The sequence below is a fragment of the Streptomyces sp. RerS4 genome, from assembly GCF_023515955.1.
GTDB lineage: Bacteria > Actinomycetota > Actinomycetes > Streptomycetales > Streptomycetaceae > Streptomyces.
This window is the reverse complement of sequence record NZ_CP097322.1, coordinates 5,673,228-5,695,195: the sequence shown is the minus strand read 5'-3', so window position 1 is coordinate 5,695,195 and position 21,968 is coordinate 5,673,228. Positions and strand designations below refer to the sequence as shown.

Here is a 21,968-nt window from a genome sequence, read left to right as displayed (position 1 = left end):
GGAACGACTAATTCCGCCTCTCTTCAGATCCGACGGTAGCTCGTGAAGAGGAACCCGGCCTCTTCCAGTACGCAGGCCGGCGCCAGCCGGTGCGGAACCGTGACGGAGGGCCCGCCGGCGATCCTCTGGGCGTCGCCCGCGGTGAGCGTCGGGGAGATCGTCAGGCACAGCTCGTCCAGCACGTCGGCCGCCACGAACTGCCCCAGCAGCCGGGGCCCGCCCTCGGTCAGCTGCCGGCGCAGCCCCCGCGCGGCCAGCTCCCGTACGGCCCGCACCGGGTCCACGGCGCTGCCGTCGCCCGCCGGCACCACCTCGACCCCGGCCGCGCGGGCCTCGGCCACCCGCTCCGCGGGGGCGTCGACGCCGGTCAGCAGCAGGGTGGGCACCAGCGGGGAGGTGAACAGGGGCAGGGTGAAGTCCAGGTCCAGCGAGGCGCTGATCACGGCGATGGCCGGGGCGGGGCCCTGACCGGCGGCCTCGCGGCGGGCCGCGAAGACCTCCCGGGCGCGGGCGGGGCGGTACCCCTCCTGACGAACCGTTTCCGCGCCGACGACCACCACATCGGCCAGGGCGCGCAGGGTGCCGAAGATCCGCATGTCGGTCTCGCCCGAGATGGGCTGGGAGCGCCCGTCGTGCTGTGCGGCCCCGTCGAGGGTGGACACCATGTTCGCCCGCAGCCAGTGCGCGCCGGGGGCGAGCGGCGGATAGGCGTAGGCGTCGGCGAGCTCGTCGAGCGACCACTCGCGGTCGGTCAGGTCCCGGGACGGGGCGGATGTCTGATCGGTCACAGGGAACAGGCGGCGCATCGGTGCAGTCTGACACGCCCCGTAGAGTTAAGGGCTGTGTCGACATCTCTCTCCACCACCGGTTCCGCCTCCGGGCGGCCCCCGATAGCCGAAGCGGGTCCGTCGGCCCTGTGCGCCCGCGAGCCGCGCGTACCCGCCGAACGGCTGGTGGCCGAGATGGTGCCGCCGCCGCGTTTCGACTCGGTCCGCTTCGACACCTATGACCCGGACCCGGCCCAGCCCAGCCAGGCCGAGGCCGTCACCGTCCTCAGCGGCTTCGCCGCCGGCCTCGGCGGCGCCCACGCCACCGGCTCCGGCAAGCGCCGCTGGTTCGCCCGCAAGCCCGCCGCACCCGCCCCCGGCCCGCGCGGCGTGTACCTCGACGGCGGCTACGGCGTCGGCAAGACCCACCTGCTGGCCTCCCTGTGGCACGCCACCCCCGCCGAACCCGCCCTCAAGGCCTTCGGCACCTTCGTGGAGCTGACCAACCTGGTCGGCGCCCTCGGCTTCCAGCAGACCGTCCAGACCCTCGGCGGGCACCGGCTGCTGTGCATCGACGAGTTCGAGCTCGACGACCCGGGCGACACCGTCCTCGTGTCCTCGCTGCTCAGCCGCCTCGTGGAGCAGGGCGTGGCGCTCGCCGCCACCTCCAACACCCTGCCCGGCAAGCTCGGCGAGGGCCGGTTCGCCGCCGCCGACTTCCTGCGCGAGATCCAGGGCCTGTCGGCGCACTTCCGGCCGCTGCGCATCGACGGCCAGGACTACCGCCACCGGGGCCTGCCCGAGGCGCCGGCGCCGTTCTCCGACGAGCAGGTGGCGAAGGCCGCGTACGCCACCCCCGGCGCGAGCCTCGACGACTTCCCCGGGCTGCTGGAGCACCTGGCGAAGGTCCACCCGAGCCGCTACGGGGCACTCACGGACGGAATAGCGGCGGTCTGCCTGACCGACGTGGTCCCGGTACCGGACCAGTCGACCGCGCTGCGCCTGGTGGTGCTCGCCGACCGGCTCTACGACCGGGAGGTCCCGGTCCTCGCGTCCGGCGTGCCGTTCGACCGGCTGTTCAGTGAAGAAATGCTCAACGGTGGCTATCGGAAGAAGTACTTCCGCGCGATATCCCGGCTCACGGCGCTGGCACGCGACGCGAAACCCCTGGTGGCCCAGTAGGTTTGGGACGGCCGGTGCTCCTTGGGCCCGGCCGTTTCCACTTCTGCGAAGGGATCACCATGGCCACCACGCGTCACGCGCACACCGAATGGGAAGGCAACCTGCTGGAGGGCAAGGGTGTCGTCACCCTCGACTCCTCGGGCATCGGCTCGTTCGACGTCTCCTGGCCCTCCCGCGCCGAGCAGCCGGGCGGCAAGACCAGCCCGGAGGAGCTGATCGCGGCCGCGCACTCCAGCTGCTTCTCCATGGCGCTCTCCCACGCCCTCGCGGGCGCGGGCACCCCGCCCACCCGCCTGGTGACCAAGGCCGATGTCACCTTCCAGCCGGGTGAGGGCATCACCGGCATCCACCTGACCGTCGAGGGTGAGGTCCCGGGTCTGGACGAGGCCGGTTTCGTCTCCGCCGCCGAGGACGCCAAGAAGAACTGCCCGGTGAGCCAGGCGCTGACCGGTACGACGATCACCCTGAGCGCCTCGCTCGCCTGATCACCCGATGGGGTGATCGCCTGATCGTCCGATCGCCCGGACGTCCGGGTGACACCGCGTCCACCCCACAGGGCCGCGTACGTCGCGTGCGGGAGCCCGGTGGGGTGACGCGTCGCGGACCCGTTCGATCCGGTGGAGGATCTGAGGGAACGGGACGGAGCGGGTGGTGGCGATGGCGAAGAGGGACGGCGCGGAACGACCCCTGCGCGAGCTGCTGCGCGTACGCCCCGGCGAGCACGTCGACCTCGGCGCCCGCGGCGCCGACGCACTCCCCGCCGGCCCCTCCGACAAGGCCGCCGGCGTCGCCGCCACCGCCGCGATGGCCGACCGGCTGGCCTCCCTCCAGGAGCGGCTGTACGCGGCCGCCACCGCCGGGGACCGCAGGCGGCTGCTGCTGATCCTCCAGGGCATGGACACCTCCGGCAAGGGCGGCACGGTCAAGCACGTGGTCGGCCTGTTCAACCCCGCCGGCTGCCGGATCAAGGCCTTCAAGGCGCCCACCCCCGAGGAGCTCAAGCATCCGTTCCTCTGGCGGATCACGAAGGAACTCCCCCAGCCGGGCGAGATCGGCATCTTCGACCGATCGCACTACGAGGACGTGCTCGTCGCCCGCGTCCGGGCCGTGGTGCCGCACAGTCGGCTCGTCCACCGCTACGACCGGATCAACGCCTTCGAGAAGGCGCTCGCCGACGGCGGCGTGACCCTGGTCAAGGTGTTCCTGCACATCGGCTACGAGGAGCAGCGAAAGCGGCTCCTGGCGCGGCTGGACAACCCGGAGAAGCACTGGAAGTTCGATGCGGGCGACATCGACGAGCGTGCCGCGTGGCCCGCGTACCAGCGGGCGTACGAGGTGGCGCTGGAGAAGTGCTCCACGAGGGCGGCGCCCTGGTACGTGGTTCCGGCGGACCGCAAGTGGTACCGGAACTGGGCCGTGGGCACCCTGTTGCTGGAGCATCTGGAGGACATGGACCCGCAGTACCCGCCGGCCGACTTCGACATCGCCGAGTGCCGCAAACGTCTGCTTGCCACATAGTCATATAAGTTGCGTACGTGACCCACTATGTACGCAAAGTGATGGCCGCAGCCGTGATCGGTGCCGCCCTCGCGGGATGCTCGGGCGGCGCCGGTACGTCGCAGGGCGGCGGCCAGGCCCGCCTGGGCAACCCGGCGGGCTCCGCGTCCCCGGCGTCCCCCTCCGCGCAGGCCTCCCCGCAGCCCGGGGCACCCGGCAAGGCGCCGACCATGGCACCCGGCCCGAACGGCCTGACCCCCGTCTTCGAACGGGCCCGCAAGCAGACCGACAAGACCGTCGCCCTGACCTTCGACGCCGACATGACCGCGGACCAGGGCCCGCGCGCCGCCTCCGGCGAACGCTTCGACAACCCCGAGCTGATCTCCACCCTGCGCCGGCTCCAGGTGCCGTCGACGGTCTTCATGACGGGCCGCTGGGCCGAGGAGTACCCGGACCAGGCGCAGGCCATCGGCACCGACCCGAACTTCGAGGTCGCCAACCACTCGTACAGCCACCACGCCTTCAAGTCCCCCTGCTACGGCCTGCCCACGCTCGACGCCGAGGCCGCGCGCGCCGACGTCGACCGGGCGTTCGCGGCGTTCCGCAAGGCCGGAGCCGTCAACACGGTCCCCTACTTCCGCTTCCCCGGCGGCTGCTACGACGACCAGGCGCTGCGGGCCATCGCCACCGCCAAGGTCACCGCCGTGCAGTGGGACGTGGTCAGCGGCGACGCCTTCGCCAAGGATCCCGACGCGGTGGCGCAGCAGGTCCTGGCCGGGGTCAAACCGGGCTCGGTGGTGGTCATGCACTGCACGCGCAGCGCCGCGCCGGTCACCGAGGAGGCCGTCCGGAAGATCGTCCCGGAGCTGCGCAAGCGCGGCTACCGCTTCGTGAAGGTGTCCGACCTCATCGGGAAGTGAGCGGCTGCGCCGCTCAGCCCGAGCAGGCGGTGCGCTGCGCGTCCTGCCACTCGCACACCGGGCACAGCACCCGGCCCGGGGTCGCGACCCCGTATTCGGTGGGCTTGCCGCACTCCACGCAGTCGGCGTACGGCGGCCCGTCCACTCGCCCGTCGGGCGCGCCGCCCGGGGCGTCGCAGTACGACGGTGCACCCTCGTCCGCCTGAAGCACCGGTTCCCGCTCCTGCTCCGCTTCCATGCCCACGAGCCTACTCAGCCCCGGCGCGCGGCGGCCAGGCAGGCCGCCACGCCGGCGCAGCCCGCGAGCAGCACCGCGCCCCCGAGCGGGAGCAGCGGCAGGGGCACCGCGTCGGTGCGGGCGGCCGTGACCAGCGCGGTCACCGCCGCGCGGGCCGGGAGACGGCCACGACCCAGGCCAGCAGGGAGCCGAGGGCGCCGGCGAGCACCGCCCGGCCTCGCCCCGGCACCAGGGGTCTGCTGCACGCCGTGCCCACGGCGGCCCCGTCAGGGCGCAGGCCGCGACCGCCACCGCCCCGCGAGGACGGCCCGTGCGGGGTCCTGCCCGGTGAGGTCCCCGGTGGCCAGGGCGTAGCCGGCGCCGGCCGCGCCCGCGAGCAGGGCCCCGGTCAGAGCGGTGAGCAGGGCCGCGGCGTGCGTGCGGGAGGCTCCGGCGGCGGCCGCCGAGCAGGCCCGTGCCGCCGGGGGTTCGGCGTTCACGCAGATCCGGACCAGCCAGGCGGTCTGCGGGACCAGGCCGGCGGCGGCGAGACCGAGGGAGTCCAGCGTCCGGTCGCCGGGCCGGATCCCGATCGTCACGAAGGCCGCGTAGACGACGAGCGGGGCGACCCAGGCGTGCGAGCGCAGCAGCAGCGCGCTCTGGTAGCGGAGCAGGGGTATCACGGCAGTTCCTTGACGGCGCGGACGTGCCAGGGCGGGTTCGCGGTGAGCAGGGCGCGCAGCACGGAGTCGGAGCGGTCGGCGTCGACGGTCAGCAGGAGCCCGCCCCCGGGGGCCGGTACGCCGGCCGGGCCCTCGGGCGGGGTCGCGCCGGGTGGGCCGTCCACGTGGATCCGTACGAGGGACCCGGGGGACGGCGCGGCGTCGACGAGCAGCAGGGCCGCGCCTTCGAGGCGGTAGCGGGCGTCGGGCAGGCCGGCGAGGCGTCCGGGGTCGTGGTCGACGAACACCACCGTGCCCCCGGCGGCGGTGCGCTCGGTGACGGCCCGGTCGAGTTCGGCGCGGGCGGGGGCGTCCAGTCCGGTCCACGCCTCGTCGAGGACGAGCAGGTCGGGCTCGGCGACCAGGGCCTGGGCGACGGCCACCTTCTGGCTGGTGCCCTTGGACAGTTCCGCCATCGGCGTGCGGGCGTGCGCGGCGGCCCCGAAGCGTTCCAGGGCCGCCGAGGCGCGGCGGGCTGCCTCGGGGCCCGACAGGCCGTGCACCCGGCCGAGGTGGGTCACGTAGGAGCCGGCCGTGAGCGGCAGGGCCGCCGGGAAGCGTTCGGGGACGTAGGCGGTGCGGCGCGGGCGGCCCTCCACGCGCCCCTCGGTCGCGGTGTCGATCCCCGCGAGGAGACGCAACAGGGTGGACTTGCCACCGCCGTTGCCGCCCTCGACGCGGACGAGCGCGCCGGGCGACAGCTCCGCCGAGACACCGCGCAGCACCCAGGGCCTACGCCGCCCGTATCGGCGGCCGACCCCGGTCAGGGTGAGCGGGGCCGGGGTGAGCGGGCTCAGTGGGCCGCCGTCGTTTCGGTTACCTCGCTGGGGCGGACGATGACGAAGCCCTCGCCGCTCAGCTTCAGCTGGACGGCCTCGCCGGAGCCGCCCCGGATCATGGAACCGACCGACTGGGAGCGGTGCAGTCCGGTGTCGAGGGAGGCGCTCCAGCCGACGACCGCGTCGGTGTCGACGTAGACGGGTGCGTGCGGGGTGACGGGGATGATGATCGGGCTCGCGTCGCACACGACGGCGAGCTTGCCCGTGCCGGTGAAGAGGCTGTTGAAGAGGCCGCCGCCGGTCATGCCGGCGCCCTTGACCATCCTGATCTCGTAGGACAGCGTCGGGTCGAAGCACAGGACGTTGCGGCCGTTGACGGTCAGCGCGTCGCCCGGCTCGAAGTCGATGAGGAAGCAGTGGCCGCCCTGGTGGGCGAACCAGGCCTCGCCGCGCCCGCGTACGGACATCAGCGCGAGGCCCTCGCCCGTGACGGCCCGCTTGAGCATGCCGCCTATGCCCTGCCCCTTGCGCTCGAACTTCAGGTCGCCCCGGAAGGCGACCATCGAGCCCTGGCGGGCGAACATCTCACCGTCGACGGTGTACTTGACGGACTTGGCGTTCTGCAGGGTCATGCCGGGTGCGGCGGCCGGCTGCGCCAGGTTGTCGGACGAGAAAAGATCGCTCTTCATGCCCTTGATACTGGCCCGGCCCGGACCCCCTCGGCATCCTCCTCAGGGTGGAGCCTGGCATCCTTGGCGGGATGAGCAGCAGGCACACCGACCAGACCACAGACGTACCCGCCGTCGGGGCGGACAGCCCGTTCCGCCAGGGGCGGATCAGCCGCGACGAGGCGCCGCAGTTCGTGCTGCCGCTGGTCGTGCGCATCGAGAAGGACGGGCCGCCGGCCCGGACGGACGCGCTGGAGACGGCCGCCCGCGCGGTGCTGGTGCTGCTGACGGACGAGCGGGCGCACGACGAGGGCGAGTGGGCCGACGCCGTCCGCGACTGGCAGGACGCCCGGATCCGCAAGGTGGTGCGGCGGGCGCGCGGGGCGGAGTGGCGCAAGGCGGGCACCCTGGCGGGCATCACCGTGCACGGTCGGGACGCGGAGGTACGGGTCTTCCCGCCGGTCCCGCTCGACGGCTGGCCCAAGGAGCTGGCCAAGCTCCAGGTGTCGGGCACCGACCTGGACGACCCGGAGCCCGTCGCCGAGCCGGAGGCCGGGCTTCCGGTGCTGTGGTTGAACCCGGACCTCGACATGTCGGCGGGCAAGGCGATGGCCCAGGCCGGGCACGCCGCGCAGTTGGCGTGGTGGGAGCTGACGGGCGCCGAGCGGCGGGCGTGGCAGGCGGACGGGTTCCGGCTGGCCGTACGCACCGCCCCGCGCGAGCGGTGGGCCGGGCTCAGCGGGAGCGGGCTGCCGGTGGTGCGGGACGCCGGCTTCACGGAGATCGCGCCGGGCTCCTGCACGGTCGTCTCGGACCACCCGGCCCTGCGGGCCCGGCTCTGAGGCCACCGCTCCACCGCTCGTGAGGGGGCCGGGAACCTCAAATGTTGCTCTGAACGTCCCTCCTTGACGGTTGGCCCCACCCGGGCGCGGTGATGACACGGGCAGGACGGTTCGAGAGGGGGCGAGGGGGACATGAAGCCCATGGAACGCCTGGGGGTGGGAATCGGCTGGAGGCCCGAGATCGCGGACGCGGTCGAGCGGCTCGACGGCCTGGACTGGGTCGAGGTGGTGGCGGAGAACGTCTGCCCCGGCCACCTGCCCGACTCGCTGGTGCGGCTGCGCGAGCGCGGGGTGCGCGTGGTCCCGCACGGGGTGTCGCTGGGGCTCGGCGGCGCCGACCGCCCCGACCCCGACCGGCTGGTCGCGCTCGGCGAGCGGGCCGTGGCGCTGGGCGCGCCGCTGGTCACCGAGCACATCGCGTTCGTACGGACCTCCACGCCCGTCCTGGAAGCCGGGCACCTGCTGCCCGTGGCCCGGACGCGGGACGCGCTGGACGTGCTGTGCGAGAACGTCCGGATCGCGCAGGACGCGCTGCCCGTGCCGCTGGCGTTGGAGAACATCGCCGCGCTCATCTCCTGGCCCGGGGAGGAACTGACGGAGGGGCAGTTCCTGACGGAGCTGGTGGAACGGACCGGCGTACGCCTCCTCGTGGACGTGGCGAACCTGCACACCAACCGCGTCAACCGGGGCGAGGACCCGGCGGCCGTCCTGGACGCCATCCCGCTGGAGGCGCTGGCGTACGTGCACGTGGCCGGTGGGGTGGAGCGCGACGGGGTCTGGCACGACACGCACGCGCACCCGGTGCCGCCGGTGGTGCTCGACGTCCTGGCGCGGCTGCGCGAGCGGGTGGACCCGCCGGGGGTGCTGCTGGAACGGGACGACGACTTCCCGCCGGAAGCGGAACTGGCCGGCGAACTGGCCCGCATCCGCGAGGTGGTGACGATCCGCGACGCACCGCCCGGACCGGCGAGCCGACCTGAGGTGGCCGCGGAGGCGGCCGCCGGCGCGGGCGCGGCCGGTAGGGGCGGGGAGGCCGGCGCGGGCGGCGGGGTCGGGGACGCCGTGCGGACTCGGGTGGCGCTCGGGCAGGCGGCCCTGCTGTCGGCCCTGGTCGCGGGGACCCCCGTACCCGAGGGCTTCGACCGGGGACGCGTCCGCGTCCAGACCCGGGCGCTCGCCGCGAAGCGGGCCTCCGTGGTCGCGAAGGTCGCGCCCGAACTCCCCCGGATCCTGGGCGGTCCCACCCCCTACCGCGAGGCCTTCCTCGGCTACGCCCGCCACCGTCCCATGACGGCCGGCTACCGCCGCGACGCCCTGGACTTCGCCGAGCACCTCCTGATCCAGGACCTGCCGGACGACCCCGCGGCCCGCCGCCGGCTCACCGCCTGGTGGCAGGACCGCGCCGGGGCCAGGCCGCCCCGGCGGATCGTGCGCTGGGCCCGTGCCCTGGTGGGGAGGGGCGCGTGAACGCCTTCGACCTCCTCGCCGTCGCCGTCTGGGTCGCCGTCATCGCCTCCACCGCGCTCCTGCTGCGCGGCCTGCACCGCTCCCGGTCCACCGTGACGGCGGCCGCCCCGACGCTGCACGACCTGTCGGAGGCCGCCTTCCTGGCGGGCGGCCCCGGGGCGGTGATCGACGCCGCGCTCGTGTCGCTGCTCGGGGACGGCCGGTTGACGGTCGGCGGCCCGGGGATCGTGCGGCTGCGGTACGGGGCGCAGGCGGTCGACCCCGCCGAGCGGGCCGTCGTCTCGGCCCTCCTGCGGGCTCCGTCCGGCTGGCTGTACCAGGTGCGCTACGCCGCCATGCTGGACCCGGCGGTCCAGGAGGTCGGCGACGGGCTCGCGGCGCGCGGGCTGCTGCTGCCGCCCGGCACCGGGCGTCGGTGGCGGCTCTGGGGTATCGCGCAGGCGGTGGTGTGCGGGGTGTGGGTGCCGCTCTCGATCCCGCTCACCTTCGTGGCCTGGGCCGTGGAGCCGGACTCGCAGGTGCCGTTCCTCGTCAAGGTCTTCCCCGCCCTGCTCATCGGGATCGTCGTCGGTGCCGCGTGCGCGAAGGGGGCCCGGCAGCGGCTGACCCCGGCGGGACGGCAGGCCCTCGCCGCGATGCGGGCCCGGTACGCCGGGGACCCGAACCCCGCCGTCGCGACCGCGCTGTTCGGGTTGGCGGGGCTGAGCGACCCGTACCTGCGCGAGCAGTTGGTACCCGCCGCCCGGAGCACCCGGCTGGCGGCCGCCCAGGCACGCGGACACGGCTCGGCGCGTGGGTCGCGCCTGTCGTCCGGCTCGTCCGAGGCGTTCGGGGAGGTGGTCCCGGTGCTGTGGTGCGCCGGGAGCGACGGGGGCGGCTCGGGCGGGGGCGGGGGGTGCGGCAGCGGCTCCTCCGGGTCGAGCTGCTCCTCCTCGTCCGGTTCCGGCTGCTCTTCCTCGTCCGGTTCCAGTTGTGCCGGCTCCAGCTCCGGTTCCAGCTGCTCCAGCAGCTCCAGCAGCTCCTGAGGGGCCGTCACGACGGTGGCGTGACCCAGGCCGGCCTCGGGTGGGGTTGGGGCATTCGGGGGGACGGTGCCCGACACCCGGCGGTGGGCCTGTACAGGGGCGCGGCGCCGGCATCTCATCGGACCAGTCGATGAGAACGAAGGGTCGCCATGCGGACGACGACGCTCACGCGCTACGGGTCGGTCGCGGCGGCCCTCTCCCTCGCCCTGTGCGCACCGCCCACGGCCCCCGCCCGAGCGGCGGACACCGCCCTCGCCGCCGTCGCGAACGCGGGCGCCGAACGGGTCGCGCGTCAGGCGGCCGCGCGCGCCGAGGACGGGCAGGGGCTCGCGTTCGGGCCCTGTCCCGCCGTCGAGGGGCTGCCCGATCCGGTGCGCTGCGCGACCCTGCGCGTCCCCCTCGACTACGCCCGCCCCGACGGCCCGGAGATCTCCCTCACCGTCAGCCGCGTCCCGGCCACCGGCCAGGACGGCGCCGCCCGCCAGGGCGCGCTCGTGTACAACCCGGGCGGGCCGGGCGCCTCGGGGATGTACTTCCCGCTCATGGCCGGGCGGCCCGCCTGGAAGCGGATCGCCGCCGCCTACGACCTCGTCGGCTACGCCCCGCGTGGCGTGGGCCGCTCCGCCCCGCTGACCTGCGAGGAGCCAAAGCAGCGGCGCCGTGCGCCCACGCAGGTGCAGGCCGTTCCCTCGCCCGCGTACAAGGCCGAGCGGCGGGCCGCCGCCCGCGCCTACGCCCTCGGCTGCGCCCGCCACGCGGGGCCGGCCCTCGCGCACTACACGACGCTGGACAACGTCCGTGACCTGCACGTGCTGCGGGCGGCCCTCGGCGAGCGGCGGCTGACGTTCATGGGCGCCTCCTACGGCACCTACCTCGGGGCCGTCTACGCCACCCTCTTCCCGGACCGGGTCCGCCGCATGGTCCTCGACTCGGCGGTGGATCCCGACCCGCGCCGCGTCTGGTACCGCAACAACCTCGACCAGGCCCCGGCCTTCGAACGCCGCTGGGCCGACTTCCGCGCCTGGGCGGCCCGGCACGACGCCGCGTACGGGCTCGGCGCCACCCCGCGGGCGGTCGGGGAGAGTTACGAGCGGGTCCGCGCGGCCCTGGCCCGCACCCCGGCGGGCGGGGTCGTGGGGACGGGCGAGCTGCACGCCGCGTACCTCCAGGCGGCCTACTACGACGACGTGTGGCCCGAGCGGGCGGCCGCCCTGGCCGCGTTCCTGCGCGGCGACCCGCGCCCGCTCACCGAGCAGGCGGCCCCCGATCCGGAGCGGGCGGCCGAGGTCGCGAACGCGACGGCGGTCTACACGGCGGTGCTGTGCAACGACGCCCCGTGGCCCGCCGACTGGGAGACCTGGGACCGGGACAACACCGAACTGGCCCGGCGGGCGCCCTTCGAGACCTGGGCGAACGCCTTCCTCAACCTGCCGTGCGCGTCCTGGCCGGTCCCCGTACGGCAGCGGCCGACGCCCGTCGGGGCGGGGCGGCGGGGGCTCGCGGGGACCCTGGTGGTCGCGGCGGAACGGGACGGGGCGACGCCCTACCCGGGCGCGCTGGAGCTGCAACGGCGGCTCGGGCCGGGTGCCGCGCTGGTCACGGAGCGGGGGGCCGGTACCCACGGCGTGGTGGGCGGACGCAACGGATGCGTGGACCGCCACGTGGAGCGGTACCTGCTGACGGGGGCCACCCCGGGGTGGCGCGTCGCGTGCGCGCCGCATCCGGAGCCCGCGCCGGTGTCGCTGGACGAGCGGGCGGCGAGCGCTCCCAGGGCGCTGCTGCCGCCGTTCGTCTGAACTTCCGGGCGGGGTCTCCGGCTGCGTCGATTCGGGGGTTGGGGCCTGTCCTGCGGATCAGGCCCAGCCACCCGATCACCGGAGGCCGAGGCCGCTGGTCCGCGGTCGTCCTCCGGTCCTTCCCCCCAGGGGAGGTATCAGGCGAGCCCTGCCACCAGATCGGCGACGGACTTGCGGCGCCCGGTGTAGAAGGGCACCTCTTCGCGGACGTGCATCCGGGCCTCGGAGGCACGCAGGTGACGCATGAGGTCGACGATGCGGTAGAGCTCGTCGGACTCGAAGGCGAGCAGCCACTCGTAGTCGCCCAGCGAGAACGAGGCGACGGTGTTGGCGCGCACGTCGGGGTAGCCGCGGGCCATCTTGCCGTGGTCGGCGAGCATGCGGCGACGGTCCTCGTCGGGCAGCAGGTACCAGTCGTACGAGCGTACGAACGGGTAGACGCTGACGTAGTCGCGGGCGACCTCGTCGGCGAGGAAGGCCGGGATGTGCGACTTGTTGAACTCGGCCGGGCGGTGCAGGGCCATGTTCGACCACACCGGCTCCAGCGCGCGACCCAGCTTGGTGCGGCGGAACAGGTTGTAGGCGGTCTGCAGCTCGTCGGCGGTCTCCGCGTGCCACCAGATCATGATGTCCGCGTCGGCGCGCAGGCCGGAGACGTCATAGGTGCCGCGGACGGTGATGTCCTTGGCGGCCAGCTGGTCGAAGAGCTCCTGGACCTCGTCGGCGAACCCGGCGCGGTCCTCCGGGAGGACGTCCTTCAGCTTGAAGACGGACCACAGGGTGTAGCGGATGACCTCGTTGAGGTCCTTCGCCTTCTTCCCCGCGTTGGGAATCTTCTCTGGTGCAGTCATGTGTCCATTGTCCCGTGTGCTGATCAGTGGTCTGCGCCAGGGGTGGCCATCGAGGCGAGGACCGCGTCGACCGCCTTCCCGGCCCCGGCGACGCAGGCCGGGATGCCCACGCCTTCGTAGAGGGCTCCGCACACGGCGAGGCCCGGCAGGTCGGCCACGGCGGCGCGGATGCGGGCGACGCGGGTGAGGTGGCCGACGGGGTACTGGGGCAGGCCGTCGTTCCAGCGGGTGACGGTGGAGGCGACGGGCCGGGCGGTGAGGCCCACGGCCTCGCGGAGGTCGGCGAGGGAGACGTCGACGAGTTCGGCGTCGTCGCGGTCCAGGTCCCCTTCGTCGCCGTGCCGGCCGACGGAGGTGCGCAGCAGGAAGAGGTCGGGGTCGGCGCCGGCCCAGGACCACTTGTTGCTGGAGAAGGTGGAGGCCTTGATGGTGCGGCCGTCGACGGGCGGCACGAGGAAGCCGCTGGCGCTCCCCGTCGTGATGGCCTCGGGCAGCTCGGAGCGGCGGAAGGCCATGGTCACCAGGGCCATGGAGGCGTACTCGACCTCGCGCAGCCCGGCGGCGGCGGCCGGGGCGAGGGGGGCGAGGAGGCGGGCGGCCGGTCCGGCGGGGACGGCGACGATCACGCCGTCGGCCTCGACGGCCCCGGTGTCGGTCACGACCCGCCAGCCGTGCGGCGTCCGCAGGACCTCGCTGACGGGGGCTCCCGTCCGCAGGTCCGCGCCGGCGGCCCGGCAGGCGTCGGCGACGGCCTGCGGGAGCCGCCCGATGCCGCCGTCGATGCCGGCGAAGACGGGGCCGCTCGCCTGCGGTTGCCCGGCCGCCCGGCGCTGGAGTGCGCGGACGCCCTCGCCCAGCAGGGTGTGGGTGCGGGCGGCCTCGAAGAGCTGGGGGACGGCGGCCCGCATCGAGATGCGGTAGGCGTTGCCCGCGTAGACGCCGCCGAGCAGCGGTTCCACGAGCCGGTCGACGACCTCGTGGCCCAGGCGCGCGGCGACGTACTCGCCCACCGCGACGTCCTCGCCGATCTCGGCGGGCGGCAGGGCGCTCTCGGCGCCGATGCGGGCCAGTCCCTCGGGGGAGAGCACTCCGGAGGCGGCGAGGGGTCCGGATTCGGCGGGGACGCCCATGACGTGGCCGCGCGGCATGGGCCGCAGGGCGCCGCGGGTCCACAGGTGGGCGGTGGTGGTGGCGGGGGCCTGGAGGGCGTCGCCGAGGCCGACGGCCTTGGCGAGTTCCACGCCTTCGGGGCGGCGGGCGAGGATCGATTCGGCGCCCAGGTCGACGCGTACGCCGGCCAGTTCGCCTGCGTGGAGCTTGCCGCCGAGGCGGGGGCCCGCCTCCAGGAGGGTCACGCGCAGGCCGTCGGCGAGCAGCCGGTGCGCCGCGGCGAGGCCGGCGATGCCGCCGCCCACGACGACGACATGGCCGGTGCGACCCTGCCGTTCCGTACGCATGTCCGCTTCGTTCATGGACACATCGTCTCAGACCGATCGGTGAGGCCGGACCGTGACCTCATCGGGACCGCCTCGATGCCGTGCGTACGAAACCCCGGACGCGACCCTGGACGTCGAAACGGCGACATCAGCCGATCCCACGGGGGGTATTCACGATGCACGCGTTCCACAGACGTCGCTCGGCGGCGGGTCTCGCGACCCTGGCCCTGGCCGGGGTCATCGCTCTCACCGGCTGCGCCGCCGACGCGTCCCCGCAGGCCGGCGACAAGGCCGCGGCGGCCCCGCGCGAGGCGGCGGCCGAGGGCGCCGCGCAGCCGGGGGGAGGCGCGGCCGCCGCCCCCTCGACGGCGAACGGGAAGCCGGGGCAGCAGCCGGCCGCCGTCCGCCCGAACGTCATCCGTACGGGCAGGCTCGGTATCGAGACGACGCGGCCGCAGGAGGTCCTGGCGACGGCGCGCACGGCGGCCGAGGGCGCGGGCGGCTACGTCGGCAACGAGTCCACCGAGCGCGGCGCGGACGGCCGGATGACCTCGACGCTGACCCTGCGCGTGCCCGGTGACCGCTTCGACGCGGTGATCGGCGCCCTGGAGGGCGGCGGGAAGTTGCTGAACCGGAAGGTCGAGGCGCAGGACGTGACCGAGAAGGTCGCCGACGTCGACAGCCGGGTCAAGTCGCAGCAGGCCAGCGTGGCCCGGGTGCGGGAGATGATGGAGAAGGCCTCGGGCCTGTCCGACGTGGTGATGCTGGAGAGCGAACTGAGCCGGCGTCAGGCCGACCTGGAGTCGCTGTTGGCCCAGCAGAACGCGCTGAGGGACCAGACCTCCATGGGCACGATCACGCTGTCGGTCTCCGAACCGGCGCCGAAGCCGGAGGAGAAGAAGGCGAAGGAGAAGGAGCCGCCGGCCTTCGGGGACGCCCTCTCCGGCGGCTGGTCGGTGTTCTCCACACTGGTGCGGTACGTGGTGTTGGCGCTCGCCGCGGTGCTGCCGTTCGCGCTGGCCGCCGTGCTGGTCGTGCTGGGCTTCAAGGGGTACCGCCGGCTGCGCCCGGCGAAGCCGAAGCCGGGCCCGGAGCCCGTACGGGTCCCCCACCAGGCGCCGGCCCCGACCGGAGCGGGGGTGGAGGACGGGGAGGGCTGAGGGGCGCGGGCACCCGTAGCGTGTTCCCGTAGAACCGGATACGGCAACGGCGCGGAACGGGGCGGACGATGGCGAAGGAACGACTGGTGGTGGTCGGCGGCGACGCGGCGGGGATGTCCGCCGCGTCGCAGGCACGGCGGCTGAAGGGCCCGGCGGAGCTGGACATCGTCGCGTTCGAGCGCGGCCACTTCACCTCGTACTCGGCGTGCGGGATCCCGTACTGGATCGGCGGGCACGTCGCCGAGCGGGACGGGCTGATCGCGCGGACCCCCGAGGAGCACCGGGCCCGCGACATCGACCTGCGGATGCGGACCGAGGTCGTGGAGCTGGACGTGGCCGGGCGGCGGGTGCGCGCCCTGGACCTGGACAGCGGCGTCGAGACCTGGACGGGCTACGACAAGCTGGTCCTCGCGATGGGCGCCCGCCCCGTCCGCCCGAAGCTCCCCGGGATCGGGGCGCACGGGGTGCACGGGGTCCAGTCCCTGGACGACGGCACGCGGCTGATGGCCACCCTGGAGCGTACGGAGGGCCGGCGCGCGGTGGTGGTCGGCGCGGGCTACATCGGCGTGGAGATGGCGGAGGCCCTGGTCGAGCGGGGTTTCGAGGTCACCGTCCTGAACCGGGGCGAGCAGCCGATGTCGACGCTGGACCCGGACATGGGCGGCCTGGTGCACAGCGCGATGAACCGCATGGGGATCCGTACGGTCTCCCGCGCCGAGGTGGCGAAGATCCTCACCGACGAGGAGGGCCGGGCGCGGGCGGTGGCCACCGAGGACGGGGAGGAGTACCCGGCGGACGTGGTGGTGCTCGGCATCGGCGTGGAGCCGCGTACGGCACTGGCCCGGGAGGCGGGGCTGCCGCTCGGCGAGTCGGGCGGTCTGCTGACGGACCTGTCCATGCGGGTGCGGGGGTACGAGGACATCTGGGCGGGCGGTGACTGCGTGGAGGTCCTGGACCTGGTGGCGGGCCGCAATCGGCACATTCCGCTGGGCACGCACGCCAACAAGCACGGCCAGGTGATCGGCTCGGGCGTGGGCGGCGGCTACGCGACGTTCCCCGGGGTGGTGGGCACGGCCGTCAGCAAGGTCTGCGACCTGGAGATCGCCCGGACGGGGCTGCGGGAGCGGGACGCGCTGGCGGCGGGCCTGCGCTTCGTGACGGCGACGATCCGGTCGACGAACACGGCGGGGTACTACCCGGGGGCGGCGGAGATGACGGTGAAGATGCTGGCGGAGCGGCGTACGGGGCGGCTGCTGGGCGTGCAGATCGTCGGCGGGGCCGGTGCCGCGAAGCGGGTGGACATCGCGGCGGTCGCCCTGACGGCCGGGATGACGGTGGAACAGGTCGTCTCCCTCGACCTGGGCTACGCGCCCCCGTTCTCCCCGGTCTGGGACCCCGTCCTGGTGGCGGCCCGCAAGGCGGTCTCAGCGGTGCGGGCGGCGGGCGTCTGAACCCGGTTCACCGGGGCTCAAGCGCCGGACGGGCTGGAAAATCCAGCCTCGCCGGCGTTTGAGGCGCGGGGGTCCGGGGGCAGAGCCCCCGGCAGCGGCGCGGCAGGGCCTAGCGGGCCGTCTTGGTGTGGACGTAGTCCACCAGGCGGGTCAGCGCGTCGGGGTCGGTGGTCGGGAGGACGCCGTGGCCGAGGTTGAAGACGTGACCCTCCAGGCCGGCCGCGGCCGCGAGGACCTCGTCCGTCTTGGCCCGCACCGCGTCCTCGGTGGAGAACAGGACCGCCGGGTCCAGGTTCCCCTGGAGCGCCTTGCCGGGGCCGACCCGGCGGGCGGCCTCGTCGAGCGAGACCCGGTAGTCGACGCCCACGACGTCCGCCCCGGCCTCGCCCATCAGCCCGAGCAGCTCACCGGTGCCCACGCCGAAGTGGATGCGCGGGACCCCGTACGAGGCGACGGATTCCAGGACCTTCGCCGACGCCGGCATCACCGAGCGGCGGTAGTCGGCGGGCGCCAGCGCGCCGACCCAGGAGTCGAAGAGCTGGATCGCGGAGGCGCCGGCCTCGATCTGGACCTTCAGGAAGGCGGAGGTGATCTCGGCGAGGCGGTCGAGGAGCTCGGCCCACAGCTGCGGGTCCCCGTACATGAGGGCCTTGGTGTGCTCGTGGTTCTTCGACGGACCGCCCTCGACGAGGTAGCTCGCGAGGGTGAAAGGCGCTCCGGCGAACCCGATCAACGGCGTGCCGCCCAGTTCACCCGTGAGCATGCCGATCGCCTCGGTGACGTAGGAGACGTCCTCCGGGGTGAGGTCGCGCAGCTGTGCGAGGTCTTCGCGACGACGGATCGGTCGGGCGACGACGGGGCCGATGCCCGGCTTGATGTCGAGGTCGACGCCGATGGCCTTCAGCGGGACCACGATGTCGGAGAAGAAGATCGCCGCGTCGACGTCGTGGCGGCGCACCGGCTGCAGGGTGATCTCGGTGACCAGATCGGGGCGCATGCAGGACTCCAGCATGGCCGTGCCCTCGCGCACCTTGCGGTACTCGGGGAGTGAGCGGCCGGCCTGCCTCATGAACCACACCGGGGTGTGCGGCACCGGCTCGCGCCGGCACGCCTTCAGGAAGGCGGAATCGTACGTCTGACTCGGCAGGCCCTGGGGGCGATCGTTGGCGCTCACGACTCAAATCTTCGCACGTATGAAGAAGTGCCCGGCGCGGGCCGGGTGTCCCTGCGCCGTACGGGCGCCCGCTGCGCCTAGTCTTCCCGGCATGGCTGCGGCTCAGGGACGATTTTCAGATGGCGCCGACGGTACGGACAGCGCGAAGGAGACCTCCGTCCCGCTCCCGTTCCGACGGGCGGTCGACGGCTTGAGGAAGGCGAGACTGCGGCCCGGGATCGAGATCGACCCGACGAAGCCGCCGCAGCGCCTGGCGCCGTACGCGTACGCGCTGGAGGCGGCCGTCGTGGACGGCGAGGACGATCTCGCCGACGGGCGCCTGATCCTGCTGCACGATCCCGCCGGGCACGAGGCGTGGCGCGGCACCTTCCGGCTGGTGACGCTCGTACGGGCGGAGCTGGAGCCGGAGATGGCGGCCGATCCACTCCTGCCGGAGGTCTGCTGGTCCTGGTTGACGGGGGCACTGGAAGCGCGCGGGTTGACGTACGGGGAGGCGAGCGGAACCGTCACCATGGCGAGCTCGCACTACTTCGGCGGGCTCGGGGAGCGGCGTGCGGCCACGCAGATCGAAATCAGGGCCTCGTGGACGCCCCGTGAGGGGGTGGGCGGGGTGCCGGACACCTCGGCGCACCTGTCGGCGTGGTGCGAGCTGCTGTGCCAGATCGCGGGGCTGCCCCCGGTAGGACCGACGGACGCGGGTACGGGCGTGGTGTCGCTGCCACAGCGGCGCGGTCCGCACCACCCGTAGGGGTCGGGGCGGCGTTGACGGGTTGTCAAAACCGGGCGTCCCGTGCGGGCTTCTGACCGTCGCGTGATCGATCGTGCGTCCGAATTGCCCGAATTGTTACTCACCAAATCGTGATCATTCCCTAAAGCCGGGCGGGTGACGTGCCGAAGGAGTCAGTGACCATCCGCACGGTTCGCACCGGCTTCCTTCCCCGAGCCGGCCGTCCCGCCACTCCCCCAGGAGGCCTAGGTGTCCGTTCTTCTCGAGCAGCCCGCAAGCCTGGTCGCCTACCGCCCGAACAAGCCGACGGCCATGGTCGTCGTGGCCGACCCGCGCGTCCGTTCCACCGTGACCCGCCATCTGTGGGCCCTCGGAGTCCGTGACGTGATCGAGGCGTCGTCCATCGCGGAGGCCCGCCCCCGCGTCGGCAGCCCTCGTGACATCTGCGTGGCCGACGTCCACCTGCCCGACGGTTCCGGTCTCACCCTGCTCTCCGAGACCCGCGCCGCCGGCTGGCCGAACGGCCTGGCCCTGTCCGCCGCCGACGACATCGGCGCCGTGCGCAACGCCCTCGCCGGCGGTGTGAAGGGCTACGTCGTCACCGGTACGCGGACCAACATCGGGCTCCCCACCCGGCCCGGCGCCGCCCCCATCGGCGCCGCCGCCGCGCGCATGCACCGCCGCCCCCCGGGCGCCCCGAGCCACCCGGGCGGCTACCGCGAGCTCTCCGGACGCGAGGTCGAGGTCCTGCGCCTCGTCGCGGAGGGCCAGTCCAACAAGGCCATCGGCGTCTCGATGGGCCTGTCCGCCCTGACCGTCAAGTCCCACCTCGCCCGGATCGCCCGCAAGCTGGGCACCGGCGACCGGGCCGGGATGGTCGCCGTCGCCCTGCGGACGGGGATCATCCACTGACCCCGCCCGAGATACCCGGGTCCGCATCACCCCACTCCCCCTCGCGCCCGTCGACGGAACGTTCCGGCGACGGGCGCGTCACATCCACGGATACCCTTGACCGGTGACCGACGCCCAAGAGACCGCAGCAGACCTGCGCACCACCACCGGGGGCGGCCCCCCGGACGAAGAGGTTTCGTCCGATGGGCCCATTCCGTTGCTAGAACCCCGCGAGGGCATCCCTCCGGTCGTCGCCGACCCCGAGGCCCTCGCCCGGGTGGTCGCGGCCTTCGCCGCGGGCACCGGCCCCGTGGCCGTCGACGCCGAACGCGCCTCCGGATACCGCTACGGCCAGCGCGCCTACCTGGTGCAGCTGCGCCGCGAGGGCGCCGGGTCCGCGTTGATCGACCCGATCGGCTGCCCCGACCTGTCGACGCTCGGCGAGGCCCTGTCCGGGGCCGAGTGGATCCTGCACGCCGCGACACAGGACCTGCCGTGCCTGCGCGAAATAGGCATGGCGCCGACCTCGCTGTTCGACACCGAGCTGGCCGGCCGGCTGGCCGGTTTCCCCCGGGTCGGACTCGGCGCGATGGTCGAGAGCGTCCTCGGCTACGTCCTGGAGAAGGGCCACTCCGCCGTCGACTGGTCCACCCGCCCGCTGCCCGAGCCGTGGCTGCGCTACGCCGCTCTGGACGTGGAGCTGCTCGTGGACCTGCGCGACGCCCTGGAGAAGGAGCTGGAGCGCCAGGGCAAGCTGGAGTGGGCCCACCAGGAGTTCGACGCCATCGCCGCCGCGCCGCCCGCCCCGCCCCGCAAGGACCCGTGGCGGCGTACGTCCGGCATGCACAAGGTCCGCCGCCGCCGGCAGATGGCGGTCGTGCGGGAGCTGTGGGAGTCCCGCGACCGGATCGCCCAGCGCCGGGACGTCTCCCCCGGGAAGGTCCTCGGGGACGCCGCGATCGTCGAGGCGGCCCTCGCCCTGCCGGCGAACGTGCACGCGCTGTCCGCGCTGCCCGGGTACGGGCAGCGGATGGGGCGCCGGCAGCTGGACCAGTGGATGGCGGCCGTGGACCGGGCCAAGGAGCTGCCCGAGAACGAGCTGCCGCAGCCGGGTGCCACCCCGGCCGGTCCGCCGCCGCCGCGCTCCTGGGCGGACAAGGACCCCGCCGCCGCGGCGCGGCTGTCGGCGGCCCGCACGGCCGTCACCGCGCTCGCGGAGGCGCTGAACCTGCCGCAGGAGAACCTGATCACCCCGGACACCGTGCGCCGGCTCTGCTGGGAACCCCCGCAGCGACTGGAGCCCGACACCGTGGCCGCGGCCCTCGCCGGTTACGGCGCCCGCCCCTGGCAGATCGAGCAGGTGACCCCCGCCCTGGTCACCGCCCTGGCGGCGACCGCCTGACGCGGCGACACACCCGAAAGAGCCCCCGGCCGTTGGTCGGGGGCTCTTTGCGTCCCGATTCCGCAACAGGGTCACCCGATCACTTTTGAACACGCTCAAACCCGGCTAGCTTTTTGAACATGATCAACAAAGGGTTTGAGGGATGGGTGGGCGACTTCGAGGCCGAGCGGGAGCGGCGCGCGGCCGTGGGGGATCCGGACTGGACCCTCGGGGCGGCCCTCGATCCGGCGCTCGTACGGAGCCTGCAGCGGTTCCAGGTCGGCGAGGACGGGGACGGCTCGGCCCTGATCGGCAAGGCGGACCGGGCCGGGGACCCGGTGTACACGCGGGCGGTACGGCTCTTCGTGGCGGAGGAGCAGAACCACGCGCGGATGCTGGCGCTGCTCCTGGCGGCGGGCGGGGCCGAAACCCTGGCCGGGCACTGGAGCGACGCCGTGTTCGTCCGGCTGCGGCGACTGCTGGGGCTTCGCATGGAGCTGCTGGTGCTGATGGTGGCGGAGGCGGTGGCCCTGCGGTACTACCGGGCGGTGCGGGACGGGACCCCGGATCCGCTGACCGCGGAGGTGGCGGGGCGGATCCTGGCGGACGAGGAACGCCATGTCCCCTTCCACTGCCGGCGACTGCGGGAGGCCCTGGCCCCGCTCCCGGCCCCGGCCCGCCGGGCCGCGACGCTGGCCTGGCAGGCCATGCTCGCGGGAGCGGGCGCGGTCGTGGCGCTGGATCACGGCCCGGCCCTGCGCCGGCTCGGCGTCCGACGCGGCCGCTTCGTGACGGACGTGATCCGCTCCTCCACCGCGCCGGCCAGGGCGATGTCCACCGCCCCGCCGCGGCCCCGACCCCGGCCCCCGCCCCGGCCCGCACCCCGGCCGAAGCCGGCCCCGCCGGCGCGTGAGGCGCGGTCCCGGGTACGGGCGGCGCTCCCGCGCGGGAGTGTGACGTTCGCCGCTCCTCCCGGAGGGGGTGTGCATGCCAGTTACCGGCAAGTAGCATGGCC

General features: G+C 74.3%; 22 protein-coding genes and 1 pseudogene. 14 read left to right on the top strand and 9 right to left on the bottom strand.

Annotated elements, in window-relative coordinates:
• Nucleotides 1–23: 23 nt before the first annotated feature.
• Nucleotides 24–806, bottom strand: coding sequence for a pyrimidine reductase family protein (locus M4D82_RS26300; RefSeq protein ID WP_249768401.1), 783 nt, complete (start codon nucleotides 804–806; stop codon nucleotides 24–26).
• Between the two features lie 36 nt (nucleotides 807–842).
• Here M4D82_RS26300 and zapE point away from each other — a divergent pair, with 36 nt between their 5' ends.
• The 4 genes from zapE to M4D82_RS26280 all read left to right on the top strand — a co-directional run bounded on the left by zapE (nucleotide 843) and on the right by M4D82_RS26280 (nucleotide 4,366).
• Nucleotides 843–1,949, top strand: a complete 1,107-nt coding sequence (zapE, locus tag M4D82_RS26295; protein WP_249768400.1) for a cell division protein ZapE — start codon at nucleotides 843–845, stop codon at nucleotides 1,947–1,949.
• Between the two features lie 59 nt (nucleotides 1,950–2,008).
• Nucleotides 2,009–2,434, top strand: a complete 426-nt coding sequence (locus M4D82_RS26290; protein ID WP_249768399.1) for an OsmC family protein — start codon at nucleotides 2,009–2,011, stop codon at nucleotides 2,432–2,434.
• A gap of 172 nt (nucleotides 2,435–2,606) precedes the next feature.
• Entirely contained in the window at nucleotides 2,607–3,467 is an 861-nt protein-coding gene (locus M4D82_RS26285; protein ID WP_249768398.1) for a PPK2 family polyphosphate kinase, read from the top strand.
• 41 nt (nucleotides 3,468–3,508) lie between these two features.
• Entirely contained in the window at nucleotides 3,509–4,366 is an 858-nt protein-coding gene (locus M4D82_RS26280; RefSeq protein ID WP_502989091.1) for a polysaccharide deacetylase family protein, read from the top strand.
• A 13-nt stretch (nucleotides 4,367–4,379) separates the two neighbouring features.
• Here the strand turns inward: M4D82_RS26280 and M4D82_RS26275 are convergent, their stop codons facing one another.
• The 5 genes from M4D82_RS26275 to M4D82_RS26260 form a co-directional block, all read right to left on the bottom strand.
• Complete coding sequence (locus tag M4D82_RS26275) at nucleotides 4,380–4,604, bottom strand: hypothetical protein (RefSeq protein ID WP_249768396.1); 225 nt, start codon at nucleotides 4,602–4,604, stop codon at nucleotides 4,380–4,382.
• A 14-nt stretch (nucleotides 4,605–4,618) separates the two neighbouring features.
• Entirely contained in the window at nucleotides 4,619–4,747 is a 129-nt protein-coding gene (locus M4D82_RS34130) for a hypothetical protein (protein WP_283844511.1), read from the bottom strand.
• Between the two features lie 123 nt (nucleotides 4,748–4,870).
• Entirely contained in the window at nucleotides 4,871–5,266 is a 396-nt protein-coding gene (locus tag M4D82_RS26270; protein WP_249768395.1) for a hypothetical protein, read from the bottom strand.
• Complete coding sequence (locus tag M4D82_RS26265; protein WP_249768394.1) at nucleotides 5,263–6,030, bottom strand: ATP-binding cassette domain-containing protein; 768 nt, start codon at nucleotides 6,028–6,030, stop codon at nucleotides 5,263–5,265. Before M4D82_RS26265 ends, M4D82_RS26270 begins: the two co-directional genes overlap by 4 nt.
• 68 nt (nucleotides 6,031–6,098) lie before the next feature.
• Nucleotides 6,099–6,773, bottom strand: coding sequence for an AIM24 family protein (locus M4D82_RS26260; protein ID WP_249768393.1), 675 nt, complete (start codon nucleotides 6,771–6,773; stop codon nucleotides 6,099–6,101).
• Between the two features lie 71 nt (nucleotides 6,774–6,844).
• Here M4D82_RS26260 and M4D82_RS26255 point away from each other — a divergent pair, with 71 nt between their 5' ends.
• The 4 genes from M4D82_RS26255 (at nucleotide 6,845) to M4D82_RS26240 (ending at nucleotide 11,882) form a co-directional block, all read left to right on the top strand.
• Entirely contained in the window at nucleotides 6,845–7,594 is a 750-nt protein-coding gene (locus M4D82_RS26255; protein WP_249768392.1) for an aminoacyl-tRNA hydrolase, read from the top strand.
• A 132-nt stretch (nucleotides 7,595–7,726) separates the two neighbouring features.
• Nucleotides 7,727–9,061 carry an MbnB/TglH/ChrH family RiPP precursor modification enzyme gene (locus tag M4D82_RS26250; protein WP_249768391.1) on the top strand — a complete coding sequence of 445 codons (1,335 nt, stop codon included), beginning with the start codon at nucleotides 7,727–7,729 and terminating at the stop codon, nucleotides 9,059–9,061.
• A complete protein-coding gene (locus M4D82_RS26245) occupies nucleotides 9,058–10,086 on the top strand; it encodes a TIGR04222 domain-containing membrane protein (protein WP_249768390.1) in 1,029 nt (342 codons plus the stop codon). The genes M4D82_RS26250 and M4D82_RS26245 overlap by 4 nt, the downstream gene beginning before the upstream one ends.
• 149 nt (nucleotides 10,087–10,235) lie before the next feature.
• Nucleotides 10,236–11,882 (top strand): alpha/beta hydrolase, encoded by a 1,647-nt coding sequence (locus M4D82_RS26240; protein WP_249768389.1) that lies wholly within the window; start codon nucleotides 10,236–10,238, stop codon nucleotides 11,880–11,882.
• Nucleotides 11,883–12,019: 137 nt separating this feature from the next.
• On the opposite strand, the gene hemQ is transcribed toward M4D82_RS26240, so the two are convergent.
• Nucleotides 12,020–12,733, bottom strand: a complete 714-nt coding sequence (hemQ, locus tag M4D82_RS26235; protein WP_249768388.1) for a hydrogen peroxide-dependent heme synthase — start codon at nucleotides 12,731–12,733, stop codon at nucleotides 12,020–12,022.
• 23 nt (nucleotides 12,734–12,756) lie between these two features.
• Nucleotides 12,757–14,205: a protoporphyrinogen oxidase gene (gene hemG / locus M4D82_RS26230; protein ID WP_249768387.1), complete on the bottom strand. Its 1,449-nt coding sequence runs from the start codon at nucleotides 14,203–14,205 to the stop codon at nucleotides 12,757–12,759.
• A gap of 140 nt (nucleotides 14,206–14,345) precedes the next feature.
• On the opposite strand from hemG, the gene M4D82_RS26225 reads away from it, so the two are divergent.
• Entirely contained in the window at nucleotides 14,346–15,329 is a 984-nt protein-coding gene (locus M4D82_RS26225; protein ID WP_249768386.1) for a DUF4349 domain-containing protein, read from the top strand.
• Nucleotides 15,330–15,397: 68 nt separating this feature from the next.
• Complete coding sequence (locus M4D82_RS26220; protein ID WP_249768385.1) at nucleotides 15,398–16,780, top strand: FAD-dependent oxidoreductase; 1,383 nt, start codon at nucleotides 15,398–15,400, stop codon at nucleotides 16,778–16,780.
• A gap of 109 nt (nucleotides 16,781–16,889) precedes the next feature.
• On the opposite strand, the gene hemE is transcribed toward M4D82_RS26220, so the two are convergent.
• Nucleotides 16,890–17,954: a uroporphyrinogen decarboxylase gene (gene hemE / locus M4D82_RS26215; protein WP_249768384.1), complete on the bottom strand. Its 1,065-nt coding sequence runs from the start codon at nucleotides 17,952–17,954 to the stop codon at nucleotides 16,890–16,892.
• Nucleotides 17,955–18,045: 91 nt separating this feature from the next.
• Between hemE and M4D82_RS26210 the strand changes: the two genes are divergently transcribed.
• The 4 genes and pseudogenes from M4D82_RS26210 to M4D82_RS26195 all read left to right on the top strand — a co-directional run.
• Nucleotides 18,046–18,702 carry a DUF3000 domain-containing protein gene (locus tag M4D82_RS26210; protein WP_249768383.1) on the top strand — a complete coding sequence of 219 codons (657 nt, stop codon included), beginning with the start codon at nucleotides 18,046–18,048 and terminating at the stop codon, nucleotides 18,700–18,702.
• Between the two features lie 228 nt (nucleotides 18,703–18,930).
• Nucleotides 18,931–19,593 (top strand): helix-turn-helix transcriptional regulator, encoded by a 663-nt coding sequence (locus M4D82_RS26205; RefSeq protein ID WP_007267191.1) that lies wholly within the window; start codon nucleotides 18,931–18,933, stop codon nucleotides 19,591–19,593.
• Nucleotides 19,594–19,696: 103 nt separating this feature from the next.
• On the top strand, nucleotides 19,697–20,974 hold the full coding sequence (locus tag M4D82_RS26200) for an HRDC domain-containing protein (protein ID WP_249768382.1): 1,278 nt from the start codon (nucleotides 19,697–19,699) through the stop codon (nucleotides 20,972–20,974).
• 119 nt (nucleotides 20,975–21,093) lie between these two features.
• Nucleotides 21,094–21,807 (top strand): annotated as a pseudogene (locus tag M4D82_RS26195) (ferritin-like domain-containing protein); the annotation flags it as partial.
• Nucleotides 21,808–21,968 lie beyond the last annotated feature (161 nt).

Bases quoted from the DNA above. Each gene is read 5' to 3' on its own strand.
- M4D82_RS26285 (WP_249768398.1), top strand. From the start codon at position 2,607: ATGGCGAAGAGGGACGGCGCGGAACGACCCCTGCGCGAGCTGCTGCGC.
- M4D82_RS26240 (WP_249768389.1), top strand. From the start codon at position 10,236: ATGCGGACGACGACGCTCACGCGCTACGGGTCGGTCGCGGCGGCCCTC.
- M4D82_RS26280 (WP_502989091.1), top strand. From the start codon at position 3,509: ATGGCCGCAGCCGTGATCGGTGCCGCCCTCGCGGGATGCTCGGGCGGC.
- M4D82_RS26220 (WP_249768385.1), top strand. From the start codon at position 15,398: ATGGCGAAGGAACGACTGGTGGTGGTCGGCGGCGACGCGGCGGGGATG.
- M4D82_RS26225 (WP_249768386.1), top strand. From the start codon at position 14,346: ATGCACGCGTTCCACAGACGTCGCTCGGCGGCGGGTCTCGCGACCCTG.
- M4D82_RS26255 (WP_249768392.1), top strand. From the start codon at position 6,845: ATGAGCAGCAGGCACACCGACCAGACCACAGACGTACCCGCCGTCGGG.
- M4D82_RS26260 (WP_249768393.1), bottom strand. From the start codon at position 6,773: ATGAAGAGCGATCTTTTCTCGTCCGACAACCTGGCGCAGCCGGCCGCC.
- hemG (WP_249768387.1), bottom strand. From the start codon at position 14,205: ATGAACGAAGCGGACATGCGTACGGAACGGCAGGGTCGCACCGGCCAT.
- M4D82_RS26300 (WP_249768401.1), bottom strand. From the start codon at position 806: ATGCGCCGCCTGTTCCCTGTGACCGATCAGACATCCGCCCCGTCCCGG.
- M4D82_RS26210 (WP_249768383.1), top strand. From the start codon at position 18,046: ATGGCTGCGGCTCAGGGACGATTTTCAGATGGCGCCGACGGTACGGAC.
- M4D82_RS26290 (WP_249768399.1), top strand. From the start codon at position 2,009: ATGGCCACCACGCGTCACGCGCACACCGAATGGGAAGGCAACCTGCTG.
- M4D82_RS26275 (WP_249768396.1), bottom strand. From the start codon at position 4,604: ATGGAAGCGGAGCAGGAGCGGGAACCGGTGCTTCAGGCGGACGAGGGT.
- hemQ (WP_249768388.1), bottom strand. From the start codon at position 12,733: ATGACTGCACCAGAGAAGATTCCCAACGCGGGGAAGAAGGCGAAGGAC.
- M4D82_RS26250 (WP_249768391.1), top strand. From the start codon at position 7,727: ATGAAGCCCATGGAACGCCTGGGGGTGGGAATCGGCTGGAGGCCCGAG.